Annotated in this window: 8 protein-coding genes and 2 pseudogenes; 3 read left to right on the top strand and 7 right to left on the bottom strand. The window is 73.4% G+C overall.

Translation table 11 applies throughout. From position 1 onward, the window contains the following. A pseudogene (locus tag M8542_RS14345) lies at nucleotides 1-108 on the top strand (IS5/IS1182 family transposase); the annotation flags it as partial. A gap of 283 nt (nucleotides 109-391) precedes the next feature. Here M8542_RS14345 and fusA read toward each other — a convergent pair. From fusA to M8542_RS14320, 5 genes are all read right to left on the bottom strand, one after another. Further along, complete coding sequence (gene fusA, locus M8542_RS14340) at nucleotides 392-2,332, bottom strand: elongation factor G (protein ID WP_257920619.1); 1,941 nt, start codon at nucleotides 2,330-2,332, stop codon at nucleotides 392-394. Nucleotides 2,333-2,612: 280 nt separating this feature from the next. Further along, nucleotides 2,613-4,016: a M4 family metallopeptidase gene (locus M8542_RS14335; RefSeq protein WP_257920618.1), complete on the bottom strand. Its 1,404-nt coding sequence runs from the start codon at nucleotides 4,014-4,016 to the stop codon at nucleotides 2,613-2,615. 338 nt (nucleotides 4,017-4,354) lie between these two features. Then, on the bottom strand, nucleotides 4,355-5,995 hold the full coding sequence (locus tag M8542_RS14330; protein WP_257920617.1) for a PucR family transcriptional regulator: 1,641 nt from the start codon (nucleotides 5,993-5,995) through the stop codon (nucleotides 4,355-4,357). A gap of 52 nt (nucleotides 5,996-6,047) precedes the next feature. Continuing rightward, nucleotides 6,048-7,514 (bottom strand): hypothetical protein, encoded by a 1,467-nt coding sequence (locus M8542_RS14325; protein ID WP_257920616.1) that lies wholly within the window; start codon nucleotides 7,512-7,514, stop codon nucleotides 6,048-6,050. 277 nt (nucleotides 7,515-7,791) lie between these two features. Continuing rightward, the gene (locus M8542_RS14320) at nucleotides 7,792-11,397 is read right to left on the bottom strand and encodes a discoidin domain-containing protein (RefSeq protein ID WP_257920615.1); all 3,606 of its coding nucleotides are present in this window, start codon (nucleotides 11,395-11,397) and stop codon (nucleotides 7,792-7,794) included. Between the two features lie 185 nt (nucleotides 11,398-11,582). Here M8542_RS14320 and M8542_RS14315 point away from each other — a divergent pair, with 185 nt between their 5' ends. Continuing rightward, nucleotides 11,583-12,017, top strand: a complete 435-nt coding sequence (locus M8542_RS14315; protein WP_257920614.1) for an SRPBCC family protein — start codon at nucleotides 11,583-11,585, stop codon at nucleotides 12,015-12,017. Between the two features lie 8 nt (nucleotides 12,018-12,025). Here M8542_RS14315 and M8542_RS14310 read toward each other — a convergent pair whose 3' ends face one another. Then, entirely contained in the window at nucleotides 12,026-12,898 is an 873-nt protein-coding gene (locus tag M8542_RS14310; RefSeq protein WP_257920634.1) for a MerR family transcriptional regulator, read from the bottom strand. Between the two features lie 433 nt (nucleotides 12,899-13,331). Between M8542_RS14310 and M8542_RS14305 the strand changes: the two genes are divergently transcribed. Continuing rightward, complete coding sequence (locus M8542_RS14305) at nucleotides 13,332-13,712, top strand: STAS domain-containing protein (RefSeq protein ID WP_257920613.1); 381 nt, start codon at nucleotides 13,332-13,334, stop codon at nucleotides 13,710-13,712. On the opposite strand, the pseudogene M8542_RS50355 reads toward M8542_RS14305, so the two are convergent. Continuing rightward, a pseudogene (locus tag M8542_RS50355) lies at nucleotides 13,709-14,371 on the bottom strand (AfsR/SARP family transcriptional regulator); the annotation flags it as partial. The gene M8542_RS14305 and the pseudogene M8542_RS50355 sit on opposite strands and share 4 nt — an antisense overlap. Between the last annotated feature and the right edge of the window lie 23 nt (nucleotides 14,372-14,394).

The raw sequence follows: 14,394 nt of genomic DNA, 5'->3' as shown, positions 1-14,394 counted from the left end.
TTCAACCGGCTCAAGCAGTTCCGCGACCTGGCCACCCGCTATGCCAAGCGCGCCGCTTACTACCAGGCAGAACTCACTATCGCCGCGATCGTCCTCTGGCTCCGATGACTTACAGGACAGCTCCTAGCCGACTACGCGCAACACTGGCGCCTGGTCCGGTCGGCCGAGCGGTTCCCGGCCGCCTCGGCGGAGATCGCGCGGCTCAGCGCCATGCTGACCGGAACGCGGCCGCCCCGGCGCCGACGACCCACGAAACCTTGCCGCGCGAGGGCGACCCGCCACCGCCCCGCGGACGAGCGCGTCCACTGCTTGAACCTGCCGCCGCGGTCGCACCGCCGGCGACCGGCGGAGTGGTGGTGAGCCGGGATCCCTCCCGGCCCACCACCGCACCTCACGGCACCGGCGCGAAGCCCGCCGGCCGGGTGGTGAACGTGCCCCGGCCCTGGGACCGGCTCCGCAGCCGGGTCGCGTAGCCGAACAGCTCCGCCACCGGCACCGTCGCCGTCACCACCGCCGTCGTCCCCCGGACCGTCGAGGCCGCCACCCGGCCGCGGCGGGCGGCCAGGTCGCCGAGCACGCCGCCGACCACGTCCGCCGGGACCGTCACCACCACCTCCGCCACCGGTTCGAGCAGCCGCAGCTCACCCGCTCGCAGCGCGTCGCGCAGTCCCTGGCGGCCCGCCGTGCGGAACGCCAGCTCCGACGAGTCCTTCGGGTGCGTCGCGCCGTCGGTCAGCACCACCCGCAGGCCCGTCACCGGGTGGCCGCCCAGCGGGCCCTCCGCCAGGGCGTCCCGGCAGCCGGCCTCGACCGCGCGGACGTACTCGCGCGGCACCCGGCCGCCGACCACCGCGGAGGCGAACTCGAAGCCCTCCGGCGCCGGCGAGACGTCCAGGACCACGTGGGCGAACTGACCCGCTCCGCCGTCCTGTTTGACGTGCCGGTAGACGAACCCCGACACCCCGCGGACCACGGCTTCCCGGTGCGCGACCGACGGCCGTCCCACCGCGACGTCGAGCCCGCGGTCGCGCCGCAGCTTCTCCACCGCCACCTCCAGGTGCAGTTCGCCCAAGCCGGACAGCAGCGTCTGGCCGGTTTCCGCGTCCGTCCGCACGACCAGCGACGGGTCCTCGTCCGCCAGCCGCGCCAACGCCACCGTCAGCCGCTCGCCGTCACCCGCCCGGCGGGCCTCGACGGCCACCGACACCACCGGCTCCGCCGTCACCGGCGGCTCCAGCAGCAGCTCGGCGCCCGGCGCGCTGACCGTCGCGCCGACCCGCGCCGCCTTCGGGCCGGCCACCGCGACGATGTCGCCGGCCACCGCGCTGTCCACTTCGGACTGCCGGTCGGCCTGCACGCGCAGCACCCTGGCGATCCGCTCGGTCCGGTCACCGGCCCGCACCTGGTCCCCCTTCCGCAGCGTTCCCGAATACACCCGCAGGTACGTCAGCCGTCCGGTCGCCGCCGAGACGACCTTGAACACCAGCGCGGCCAGCGGCGCCGCCGGGTCGGCGGGCCGGTCCTCGCGCACCGGCGCGACGTCCGACGGCGACGGCAGGTACGCGACGACGGCGTCGAGCAACGGCTCGATCCCGCGGTCGCGGTAGGCCGCGCCGCACAGCACGACGAGCCCGGCGCCGCTGAGGGTCAGCTCCCGCAGGGCCTTCTCCAGCGTCTCCGCCGAGACGGTCCCGGCGGCGCAGAACTCCTCCAGCGCCAGCGGGTGCAGCTCGGCGACGGCCTCCTCCAGCACCCGGCGACGTCGTCGCGCCTCCGCTGGGGCGTCCGACGGCAGGCGCAGCAGGTCGACGACGCCGGTGAAGCCGTCCTCGCGCCCGACCGGCAGCTGCACGACCAGCGGCGCCGGGTGCAGCCGCGCCCGGATCGACGCGACGGCCGCGTCGAGGTCGGCGCCCGCGCGGTCCATCTTGTTGACGAAGGCGATGCGCGGGACGCCGTGCCGGTCGGCTTGGCGCCACACGGTTTCACTCTGCGGTTCGACGCCGGCCACGGCGTCGAACACCGCGACGGCGCCGTCGAGGACGCGCAGCGCCCGCTCGACCTCGGCGGTGAAGTCGACGTGGCCGGGCGTGTCGATGAGGGTGAGCCGGTGCCCGGCCCACGTGCAGGTCACGGCCGCGGAGAAGATGGTGATGCCGCGGTCGCGTTCCTGCGGGTCGAAGTCGGTGACGGTGGTGCCGTCGTGGACCTCGCCCGTCTTGTGGGTGGCTCCGGTGCGGTGGAGGATCCGTTCGGTGACGGTGGTCTTGCCCGCGTCGACGTGGGCGAGGATGCCCAGGTTGCGGACGGTGGTCAGGTCGTGGGTGCGCATCGCGCGGTCCTTTGTGGACGATCCGGTCAGGGCGGCGCTATTCGCCGCGACGAAGAGTGTCACGGAAGCGGTGTCAGCCGCGCGGCGGACACCGGAAGCGCGAAGACACGAGGATCACCTCGGACCGCGGACGGGAAGCGACGGCGATGCGCACGGTCTGCTCCCCTCGGTCTCGGACTCTCGAGGAGGGTAACGGCGGCTTCCCGGGCCGCCAACCGGTTTTACCCAACGTCGAAGGCCACCCCGGTTTCCCGGAGTGGCCTTCGACGCGCGAGTTCGATCAGCTGGGCTCCTGGTCGAGCTGCGTGGCCTTCACCGCATTGGCGACCTGGGTGCAGTCGTCGGCGGTGATGCCGGCCGTGCCCGCCTTGGCGAGCGCCGCGCAGGAGGAGTTGAGCGCTTCGCCGACGTCCTTGAACGTCGCGCTCTGGGTGAGCGTGTTCTCGACGCCCCACCAGATCTGGACGGACTTGTCGAGGCCGAGCCCGCGCACGGTCTGGTTGTTGAACGTGTCGCCGTCGGTGATCAGGTAGTCGGCCTTGTTGACGACGCCGTCGTTGATGTGCTCGTCCGGGTTGTTCGTCTGCCAGCCGGGGCCGTTGACCATGTCCGGCTGCGGGGACAGCGACGAGCGCGGGTCCTTCATGTTCCGGATCGCGCCGAGGGACGAGCCCGCGCCGAGCAGCCAGCGGTTGTCGCCGGTGTCGTTGGGGTCGTTCGAGGTGATGCCGATGAACTTGCCGAAGACGTCCGACAGGCCTTCGTTGATCGAGTCGGCCTGGCCGCCGCTGAGGCCGGAGGTGTGCTGGGTGACGCCGTGGGTGAGCTCGTGGCCGGTGATGTCGTCGGTGGTGACGCCCTCGCCGAAGGCCATCTGTTCGCCGTCCCAGAAGGCGTTGGCGAACGGGCATTCGCCGTCGACGCAGATCCGGACCGTGCCGCGCAGCGCCTTGCCGGTGCCGTCGCTGTAGTCGGCGCCGATCAGGCCGGTCAGGTCGACGTTGACGTACTTCTGGTAGAAGTCCGAAGCCTGGCCGAAGAAGGTGTAGACGTTGTTGACGTCGGCGACGCTCGATTCGGCGCCGCCTTCCTTGCGGGTGACGTCGAACGCCGTGCCGCAGCGGACCGAGTCGCTGCTGCCGCTGACGACCTTGTGGTTCGCGTCGCAGACGTCGCGGTTGGCCTCGCGGACCTCCGACCACGACGTCAGGACGTCCTGGCTGCCGGCTTTGACGACTTCGGTCCACTTGTCGTTAAGTTTCTTGCCGTGCACGGTGACCTGGTAGGTCGGCACTGCGACGCCGTCACCCTTCGCGCCGCCGAGAGTGGCGTCGTACCAGTACGCGCGGGGCGTGTCGGCCTTGAGCGTGTTCGCGGCGAGGCCGGTGCGCTTCGCGACGTCGGCGATGGCGGCGTCTGTGGCGCCGGCGTCGGTCCGGGGGAAGGCGCCGGTCGTCTTCTTCGTGGTGCGGCCGTGGGTCGCGAGGACCTGCCCGGCCTTGTCGCGGACCTGGATGAGCTGGCCGCCGAACACCGGCACCCCGCCGACCTCCTGCTGCGACCGCACGACGCTGCCGAACGGCATCGCGAGGGAGTTCATCGCGCGCATCGACGGCTGCGCGATGGTCGCCTCGGCCGGCGAGCTGATCGTGGCCAGCGACACCGCGACAACAGCCGCACTCACCGTCGAAATCCCAACGATGACCCGTTTGCGTGACACCCGGTACACCTCCGTGGAAGCTTGATCACTTGACGTGAAGTCCGAGCAGAGTCACATGCCCCGAAGGGGTCGCACACCGGCTGAAAGTAGGTAACTCACCAAGTAGTGGTGACTAGCCGACGGTTAATCACCGACATTTCGGACGACCCAGACGCGTGATCGAAGCGCCAACTCACGTGATCGAAGCGCCGGCACGCGTGATTGAAGGGTCGACACGGCCGGCGGGCCGGGTTTCGTCGTGTCGTCGCTCCAATCACGCGTGTCGACCCTGGAATCACGCGTGCCGGCGTTCTGATCACGGGTCAGGAGGCGGGTGGGGCCACCACGCGGAGCTGGAGCATGGCCGCGAAGCGGGCTTCCGGGTCCGTCATGTCGAAGCCGCCCACCTCGGCGAGGCGGCGGAGGCGGTAGCGGAACGTGTTGGGGTGCACGTGGACCGCCGCCGATGCCGCGATGACGTCGCCGAAAGCGTCGAGCCAGGCGCGGAGCGTCTCGACCAGGTGGGCGTGGTGCTGCTCGTCGTAGTCGAGCAGGCGCGCCACCGGGCCGGTCGGGCGGTCGCCGCGCGCGGCGACCAGGTCCTGCAGCTCCAGCAGCAACGCCTCGACGTGAACGTCGGCCAGCAGCGCCACCCGGCGGCCCGCGCCGCTGCCCGAGCGCAGCACCCGCAACGCCCGGTCCGCGCTGTCGCGGGCCTCAGGCAGTTCCGCCGCGCTGCGGGCCACCGGGCCGATGCCGACCACGGCCCGGACGCGGTCGCCCACCCGGTCCAGGAAGTCCTTCGCGATCCGCAGCGCCCGTCGCTCGCTGTCCGCGTCCCGGGACACCGGGACCAGGCCGTACGCGGTGTCGCCGACGAGAGCGGCGGCGCACCGCGGGTGGACCGCGCTCAGGTGCATCGCCAGGCCGTCGGCGAGACGCTGGCGTTCGGTGGCGAGCTCGGCGTCCTCCGCGCCGTTCTCGAGCACCGCCAGCGCCAGCACGACGACCGGCTGGTCGCCCAGGCCCAGCCGGCTCAGCGCCTCCCGCGCCGCGGGCCCGCCTTCCAGGGCCGTGCTCAGCAGTTCGGCGCGCAACCGGCGTTCGACGTCGGCGCCGGCCCGCACGCGCAGCAGGTGCAGCGCCGCGAGCCGGGCCGCGTCGCGCAGGGCCCGGGTCCGGTCCTCGGTCAGCGGTTCGCGGACGGCGGCCCAGATCGACCCGAGCAGCTCGTCGCCCGCGCGGACGGCGACGGCGACGCGGGGCATCGTCATCCCCTCCATGCCCTGCTCCGGCACCGAGACGAACACCGGGTCGTCGCTGCGGTAGAGCTCGCGGAAGATCCCCCGCTCGGCCAGGCTGCGCGAGAACCGTTCCGGCACCTGGCGGCCGAGGACGGTTTCGACGCGCGACGGGTCGGCTTCGTCCTGCCGCCCGGAGAACGCCAGCACCCGGGACCGGCGGTCCTCGATGGTGATCGGCGCGTCGATGAGCGCCGCGATCGCGTTGGCGACGGCGAACAGGTCGCCCGACGGCAGCCCGGCCAGCGTCTCCGGCTCCGCGTCGCCGACGTCGCCCTCGGCCAGCAGTGACCGGAGCATCGCGGCGAGCTGGGCCCACGACGCGCCCCGGGCGAGGCTCAGCAGCGCGACGCCGGTCTCCTCGACGGCGGCGGTGATGTCCGCGGTCACCGTGACGGGCGCGCGCAGCACCAGCCCGGCGGCGTCGTGCCGGGCGAGGGTGCGCAGCTGGCGCACCACCTCTTCGGGTTCGCAGAGGCCGACGCCCAGCATCAGGGCGTGCTGCGGCAGCGCGGGCTCGTCGAGGGGGTCGTGGATGGCGACGCCGCCGATGCCGCCGGGCCGGTCACCGTCCCCGAGCACGAGGTCCAGGAGGGTGCCACCCAGGTCGTCGAGGACGCGGCCGAGGCTGGCGTGCGGGCGCAGGTTCACCGAAACGAGCACCTCCCGAAGCTAGGCGGGCAGCCCTCAGCCTAGTTCGTCGGCAGGCACGAAATCAGCACCCGGATTGGTCGGCGGCGACGAACTCCTCCCAGTGGGGGATGATCGAGAAGGACGCGTCACCGAGTCCGCGGAAGCGGGCGCGCCGCGGACTGCTGACGAAGGCCGGCCGGTATTCGCGCGGGCTGTGCCGGAGGGTCTCCCAGATGTAGAGCGGGACGTCGGCGGGCACGTCCGGTTCGTCGTTCCGGTATTCGACGACGAACACGACGCGGTCGTACTCGGCGAAGTCGGGTGGCGCGGGGGTGCGCAGATCGGCGGTGTGCCACCGGATCAGGCCGTGCAGCGGCGACTCTTCCGGCCGGATCGGGAACCGCCCGCCGCCGAGGGCGACGACGTCGGCGGCCTCGCACCGCTGGGCCAGCGCGAGCCCGAAGACGATCCGGGTGTCGTCGCGCGGTTGCACGACCACGAGGGTCCGGCCGCGCAGCCACGGGACGGCGCCGAGGCTGTGCCGGGCGCCGGCGGCGAGGGCGGGTTCCCACCGCCGCGCGTGCACGCCGGCCCAGGCCGCGGCGAACCGCAGCGGCCCGACGCCGGCCGCGCGGACCTCGGCGGGATCGGCGATCCGCGCGGCCACCGCCATGGCGGTCTCGAACCCGATCCCGGCGACGTCGAACCGGCGCAGGTGGCCGAGCAGCGTGGCGAGGGGCAGGTGCGGGATCAGCGGTTCCAGCCGCGCGCGGCCGCCGGGCCGGGCGAGGAGATCGACGATCGGCAGGGCGGCGAGCACCGTGTCGGCGTGCCCGGCCCGGCGCAGCTGGGCGAGCCACTGCCCGGGTGGCGGGGACCCGGTGGGGCGCCGGAGGCCGGTGACGAGCCGCATCGGCCCGGGAAGCCGGCCCGCGGGACCGGCCGTCGAGAACTCGGGTTCGCGCGCGCCGAAGTCCGCGGCCGGCTCCGCGTCATCGCCGGCCCACTGCCGCACCAGCGGCAGCGTCGCGGGGACCGTTCGCACCCGGCCGTTCCGCCGCGCCAGCGCGTACCGGAACAAGTCCCCCTGGGCCTGATCACGCGCCCGCGGGTGCACCAGCTTCACCACGTCGCCGAACCGCAGCGGCCGCGGCGTCCGGATTCCCCCGTGCCGGGGCAGATCGCCGTGGACGAAACCCAGCTCGAAGTGGTGCCCACCGTCGTCGTAGGCCAGCAGCGCCGCCTCGTCGTACAAGCGTGTCACCGCATCGGCCACCCCGCGCTTCACCGGCTTCGGCAGCGACGGCCCGTACATCGCCGCCCAGTACGCCAGCAGGTGCCCCGGATCGTCGGCGCGCAGCAGGACCGACGCGATCACCTGCCGCGTCAGCCCGTGCTCGCCCCGCTCCAGCCGGCCCGCCGCGAACGCCGCCGCGCCGACCAGCGCCGGGTACCGCATCGGCGTGGCGACGCGCAGCCAGCGCAGGAAACCCGGCGCCCGCGCGGGATCCGCGGTCCGCAGCAGCTCGACGTAGGTCTGCCGGGCCACCGCCGGCCAGGCGAAGAACGCGTCCTGGTACGCCGAACCGGCCAGCGCCGTCCGGTACAGCTCCTCGATGACCCCTCCCCCACACCCGTGACGACATCGTCGGGCCCGCGGGCGAGGAGACCGAGACCCGGTTCGGCTCCGGGCTGGTCTTCGGCGGACGGTGAGCGGTGCCGGGCGGCACCCCTCCACTCGTCCGGATCGCGAGCCACAGCCACGCACCGGTCTGCTCGCCCGCGGGCCCCGCGAGCCTAGCGGCGGGGTCCGACAAAAACCGCGGCTACGTCAGCTTCGCCGCCACGTTGTAGGCCTCCACCAGGAGTTTCGCGTTCGGCACCCGCCGCCGCGGCTCGACGCGGACCGTGCGGCTCTCCCCCGGCAGCAGCCAGAAGTAGTTGTCGCCGTAGCGGGTCGGGAGGACGCGGTCGGTCCCGTTGCGCTCCCGCAGCGACAGCCGGATCATCGCCGCGACCGTCCGGCCGTCGTTGCGGATCGTCGCGGTGTAGACGTCGCCGTCCGGCCGCAGGGTCGTGCTCAGCCGGGCGCCCGGGAGCTGGTTGAGCGCCCGCATCGCGCCATCACTGCGGTAGCGCCAGTACGTGTTCTCCGACAGCACCGTGCCGCGGCCGTCGGTCAGGGTCAGCCGCAGCAGGTGCAGGTCCGGCTGACCGTCGGCGAACGGCACCGTGAACACGGCCGCCGCCGAAATCGGGGCCACGTCGAGCTTCTGCTGCTGGGGCTGCCCCAGTGCCGCGCCGTCGAGGCCGTACAGCCGCGCCGTGGCGGTGACCCCGCTCAGCGCGCCCGGCGTGTGGTTGACCACCCGGACCTGCCACGTCGTGAGGTCGGCCTGGACGTGGTGGTGCTCGCAGCCCTTGCGCGCGCCGTAGTAGCTGCCGTTGACGTCGAGGTCGTAGTCGTAGGTCTGCCAGACCGTGCTGTGCCACGCCGGGTGCGACATCCACAGCAGCACGCCGGTGGCGTCCGACCACAGCTTCGCGTTCCACGCCTCGAAGATCGCGCGCATGCTCTCGTAGTTGACGAACTGCGCCTTGCGGCAGAACTCGGCCAGGCTCGTCGACGGCGCGAGCCGCGCGTCGATCGCCGCCAGGTAGCTCTGCGGGGACTGGTTGCCGCCGGTGGACCAGTCGTGCAGGAACCACGGCGCGCCGATCGGCCAGCCCGGGTCGCCGGCGCCGACGAGGTTGCGCATGCTCTCGACGACCGACACCGTCGGCAGCCCGATCTCGCTCCAGAACCCGTACTTGCCGCCGGTCGCCTCGCCGGTGAAGTACCGCTTCGGGTCCTGCCAGTAGTACGGGCCGTCGCCGGTGATCACGCCGCCCGCCGAGTTGCCCTGGTAGAGCAGGTCGGTCTGGGTGTGCACGATGTCCCGCAGCGCGTTGTCGATCACCGCCGGCGGCGTGCCTTCGTTGCAGCCGAACCAGACCGTCGCGCACGCGTGGTGGCGGTAGCGCAGCACGGTGTCCTTCGCCTGCGCGAGGAAGATGTCGTGGTTGGCCGGGTCGGTCGACCAGCCGTCCCAGAACTCGTTCCACAGCAGGATGCCGTACTTGTCGCAGGCGTCGAACAGCTCCTGCCGGTAGGACGAGCCGACCCAGTTGCGGATCAGCGTGAAGTTCATGTCGCGGTGCATCGCGACGACGGCGTCGGTCCGCTCCGGCGTCATCCGGCGCAGCAGCTCGTCCCAGCCCCAGCTGCCGCCGCGGGCGAAGATCTTGACGCCGTTGACCAGGAACGTCAGCGGCTTCGCGCTGTTGTCCACCGACGCGGCGTCGGTCCAGCTTTCGCCGTCCTGCGACACCTGGATCTTGAACGTCGCGGCGTAGGCGGTCTCCCAGGTCAGGACGACCCGGTCGAACGCCGTCGCGGCGCCGAGGTCGACCTGCAGCCACTGGTTGTCGTCGTAGGCGGACGTCCAGCGGGTGTTCGGGTCGCCGTCGAAGGCGCGCTCGGGCGGGTTGCCGTCGGCGACGGACAACGACGTCGCGGGCTTGCCCTGCGCCAGGTCCGTGCCCGGGTTCGCGCTCGTGACCACCGACATCGTCCAGAGCGAGAAGCCCCAGCCGGTGGCGCGCTTGAGTCCCTGCATCCGGACGAACCGGGCGTTCTGCGGCGCGAGGTCCACGGTCTGCGTGGCGCGGCCGTCGGCGATCACGATCGGCTGGTCGTACTGGTAGCCGATCTCGCGGAGGCCGATCTTGACCGTCCGGCGGTCGCTGGTGCGCGCGCCGATCGCCGCGGTCAGCGTCAGGTCGTACAGGTTCGGGTCACCGTAGCCGTTGGGCCACCACAGCTTCGGGTTCTTCACGACCTGCTTCGGGAACACGACGTCGGTGCTCTGCCCGGCGGGCACGGTGACCGTGCTGGAGACGTTGACGGGGCCGAAAGCGGCGCTGACCTTGACGCGCTGGGCGGTCGCGGCGGCGTTGCGGACCGGGACGGTCAGGGTGACCTCGGCCGTGCCCGGGCCGGGCACCTTCGTGTCGACCCGGACGTCGCCGAGCACGGCGGCGCCGGTGGAGCGCAGGCGCACGTGGTCCCAGAGGCCCGACGCGCGGTCGCGGACCGCCGGCATCCAGTCCCAGCCGGACACCGCGAGGTAGGTGGGCGAGTTGTCGAACATCGTGCTGCCCGCGTCGCGCCAGGAGCTGCCGTCGGCGCCCTTGTCCCCCGGGCTGCCGGGCCGCGGCATCGGCGAGATCTTCACGGCGAGGGCCTGGTCGCCGGACCGTCTCAGCGCCGCTGTGACGTCGAAGGCGCCCCGGCCGAACGGATGGCTCTGCGTCCCGATCTGCGCGCCGTTGAGCCAGATTTGCGCTTCGTGGTTGACGCCGTCGAACTCGAGCCAGACGTGCCGGCCCGCCGAGGTGTCGAGCCCGCGCGGGAGCGAGAAGCGGCGGCGGTACCACCAGGCGTGCCGGGACAGCGCTTCCGGGACGTGGAGCTGGTTCATGCCGGAGACCGGGTCGGGCAGCTGACCCTGCTCGACGAGCGAGGCGAGGACCGTGCCGGGGACGGTCGCCGGGAGCCAGCCGCGGGTGTCGACGTCCGCCCCGGACAGTGCGCCGCCGTCGCCGGCCGGCGCCCAGTCGTCCATCGTCAGTACCCAGCCGGACTCCAGCGGCACGGTGCCGTCGGCAGCGACGGCCAGCGCGGGCGGGTCGTCGTGCGGGCGCACCGGGAAGCTGGTCCAGCCGTGCACCGCGGGGCGGTTGCGGGGACCGGTGCCGAACACCTGGAAGCCGTTGAGCCCCAAGGGGTTCGTCGTCGAGCGGGTCGCGGCGGAAAAGCGGACCCAGCGCGCGGTGACGGCGCTGAGCGGGATCGTCACGACGCCGCCGGCGCCGGAGTCGCTGTGGTGGACCGTGCGCCAGGCCTTGCCGTCGCCCGAGACGTCGAGGTCGAAGGACACCGCGTAGCTGGAGAGGATCTCGAAGCCGCTGGTGTGGCTGCGGGAGCCGGCGGCGTCGAAGGCCGGGTCGCCGGGCTTCGCCTCGAAGGTCAGCACGACCTGGTCGATCCGGCACTGGCCCTGCAGGTCGACGACGATCCACTGGCCGTCGCCCGCGGCGGCGCGCCAGCCGGAGCCACGGACGCCGACCTGCGCGAGGCCGTCGACGGCGAACTCGGCCGGGGTGGCGGCGTAGTCGGTCGAGGACACCTGCACCGGCCGGAACAGGGCCAGGTCGGTCTTCGGGCCGCTGTCGGCGACCGCGGGCGCCGCGGACGCGACCCCGGGCAGGACGGCGGCCAGGCCGAACCCGGCGAGCAGCCCGGTCCCGGCGGCCAGCACGTGCCGCCGGGAAACCGCGGCCACCTCCGCGGGCTCGACGTCCGGGCCGGTCCCGTACTCCTCCGCCATGCCAACTCCGTTCTCTGACAACGTTGCCAGGAAGCTTCCGCCGTGCCCGTAAGGAGCGTCAAGAAGACAAGGAAGACAAGAATTAGGAAAAATGACATCGATGTCTGTCGGTGCTCCGCCGTGCCCCGGTGAGCGGGCACCGTTACGGTTGCATCGACTCCGCAACCGCGTTTCCAGGAGGTCCGATGGTCCAGGTCGAACGCACCGTGCGCGTGGGCGTGCCGGTCGAGCGCGTGGCGGAGTACCTCGCGGACTTCGCGCACACCGAGGAGTGGGATCCGGGCACGGTGACCTGCACCCGCACCGACGCGGGCCCGCTGGAAACCGGCGCGCGGTGGCACAACGTCTCGGAGTTCCGGGGCAAGCGGACGGAGCTGGACTACCGCTTGACGCGGTTCGACGGCGGCCGGATCACGTTCGTGGGCCGGAACAAGACGGCCACCTCGACGGACGACTTCACCTTGGCGCGCGACGGCGACGAGACGACGGTGCGCTACCTCGCGACGATCGAGTTCCACGGCATCGCGAAGCTGGCCGGGCCGTTCTTGAAGCGCGAGTTCGAGCGGCTCGGGGACGAAGTGGTCCCCGAGCTGAAGGCGGCGCTGGGGAAGCTGGGCTGAGGGCCGCGTCAGGCCCCGGCGTGGTCGACGGCCAGCGCCACCGCGGCGCCCAGGTCGTTGACCCGGGGGAAGCCGCGGTCGCCGAGGTGGTCCCAGCCCGGGCCGGCCGTGCCGACCACGCGGCCGAGGTCGCGGACGCGGGCGGCCAGCAGGTCGTCGGCCGTCGGGGGCGCCAGGGACCACAGCAGCACCAGCACCGGGTCGAGGCGCGCGGCGAGGTCCGTGACCGTCTCCGCCGGGACCAGCTGCCCGAGGTAGGCGACCGGGACGCCGGCCTCCGCGAGCGTCGCGCGAAGGGCCTCCATCGGCAGTGAGTGCCGTTCGGCCGGGCAGCACGCCAGCAGCACCGGCCGTCCGGACAGTGCCGCGGGGAACCGGGCGCTGAACCGTTCGAAGGCCAGTGAGATCTCCGTCGTCAGCGCCCATTCCGACGCGAAGCACACGTCGCCGCGCTGCCAGCGGTCGCCGAGGCCGCGCAGGACCGGGGCCAGGACGTCGGTCCAGGTGGCCACCGGGCCGAGGGTGTGCAGGGTTTCGTCGAGCAGGCCGGCGACCGACGCGGACCGCAGGTCGTCGGCGGCGTCCGCGAGCTCGCGGACCCGGCGGGCGGCGGGGATCTCGGGGGCCTCGCCCGTGCCGAACGCCGCCGCGGCGGCCTCCCGGACCGGCATGCCGCGCGAGACGAGCCGTTGCATGTGCTGCAGGCGGCGGACGTCGGCGTCGGAGTAGCGGCGGTGCCGGCCGGCGCCCCCGGCCGACGGGCCGATCCCGTACCGCGCGCTCCAGCTGCGCAGCGTCACCGGTGACACACCGAGCAGCTCAGCGACCTTGCCCGGCGCCCAGGCGCCCGCACCCGACGGCGCGTCGTTCTTCGGATCCACCATTCCCCTTCGTTCCGCCGGACGGCGAACCGGTGAAGCTTAGCGACGTCGGGGCCCTGACCGGCGGCGACACGGGGCACCCGGCGATCATCGCGCGGGCCGGCCGGCCCGCCGTGGTTCGGATACCCCTTGTCCGCAGGGAAAACACGGCGACGGCGGCGGGGACGCGGCGGCGGGGCGTCAGGCCTGCCGCGTCCCCTTCGGCGCCGCCCGGCGCCGGGATCCGACCCGCGTCAGCCGGATCCGGAGCCGGCCTCGGGGGTGTGGCAACCCGCCGCGGCCGGCGACGTGCCGGTGCCTCCCACGCTACCCCGGCGCGCATCGGTCGTGCATCGCTTTCCCTCCAATGGCCCCTCCGACGGCACAGTCCGGAGGGGTGAACTCGTGCCGCCCTGGGTACCAACCCCCTGACGCCGAGCAGGAGGGACGAGCCGTGACCGACCACCGCACCCGTAACCACCTCGTGACGACCACCGAGGCGGGGGTCGTGATCGTGCACTGCCCCGGCGACCTCGACCTGGCCACTTCGCCACGCATGCGGGACGCGCTGCTGACGCCGCTCGGCGAGGGCGCCCGCGGCGTCATCGCCGACCTGACCGAGACGACCTACTGCGACTCCACCGTGTTCAGCGTGCTCGTCGAGGCCTACCGGGCGTCGTTGGCCCACGACGTCCCGTTCACGATCGCGGCCGCCCACGCGACGGTCGCGCGGCCGCTGGCCATCCTCGGGCTCGACCGAGTGCTCCCGATCCGGCCGACGGTCGCCGAGGCCCGCGAGGCCGTCACCGGCACGCCTGTCACCAAGGTGTCCTAGCTTTCCAGCACCGCCCGGTGGGTGCGGCGCAGCTCCTCCCCCGGCTCGACGCCGAGGTCCACCGCCAGCCGTGACCGGATGCGGCCGTACACCGCGATCGCCTCGGCCCGGCGGCCGCTCGCCTGCAACGCGCGCATCAGCAACGCGGCCAGCGGCTCCCGCAGCGGTTCCAGCGCCAGGACGGCGGAGAGCTCGTCCGCGGTGTCGGCGTGCCGGCCCAGCCGCAGCTGCAGCCGCGCCTTCCGGGCCCACAGCGTGCCGCGCCGCTCGGTCAGGCGCAGCCGCTGGCCTTCCGCGAACGGCCCCGGCAGCCCCGAGAGCGGCTCGCCCTGGAACAACCCGAGCGCCGTGCCGCAGCACTCGACGGCCGCGTCCAGGTCCCCGGCCTCCTCGGCGGCGCCGGCGTCCGCGTCGAGCTCCGCCAGCCTCGCCGTGTCGATCCGGACGCCGTCGCCGTCGAACCGGTAGCCGCCGCGGGTGCGCCCGATCACCGAGTCCGGCGTCCGCTCGCCCGGCCGGCGCAGGCACTTGCGGAGGCGGTGCACGTACACCGGCAGGACCCGTTCCCCGGTGCCCGGCGGCTCCATCCCCCACACGCCGCCGAGCAGCTCGCGCTGGCTGACCGTGACGCCGGGACGCAGCACGAGCGCCGCCAGCAGCGCCTGCTGGCGGACCGGGCCGA

It is taken from the genome of Amycolatopsis iheyensis, from assembly GCF_024703995.1.
GTDB lineage: Bacteria > Actinomycetota > Actinomycetes > Mycobacteriales > Pseudonocardiaceae > Amycolatopsis > Amycolatopsis iheyensis.
Note: the sequence above shows the minus strand (reverse complement) of the source record. Positions and strands in the feature narration are given on the sequence as shown.

Bases quoted from the DNA above. Each gene is read 5' to 3' on its own strand.
- fusA (WP_257920619.1), bottom strand. From the start codon at position 2,332: ATGCGCACCCACGACCTGACCACCGTCCGCAACCTGGGCATCCTCGCC.
- M8542_RS14320 (WP_257920615.1), bottom strand. From the start codon at position 11,397: ATGGCGGAGGAGTACGGGACCGGCCCGGACGTCGAGCCCGCGGAGGTG.
- M8542_RS14315 (WP_257920614.1), top strand. From the start codon at position 11,583: ATGGTCCAGGTCGAACGCACCGTGCGCGTGGGCGTGCCGGTCGAGCGC.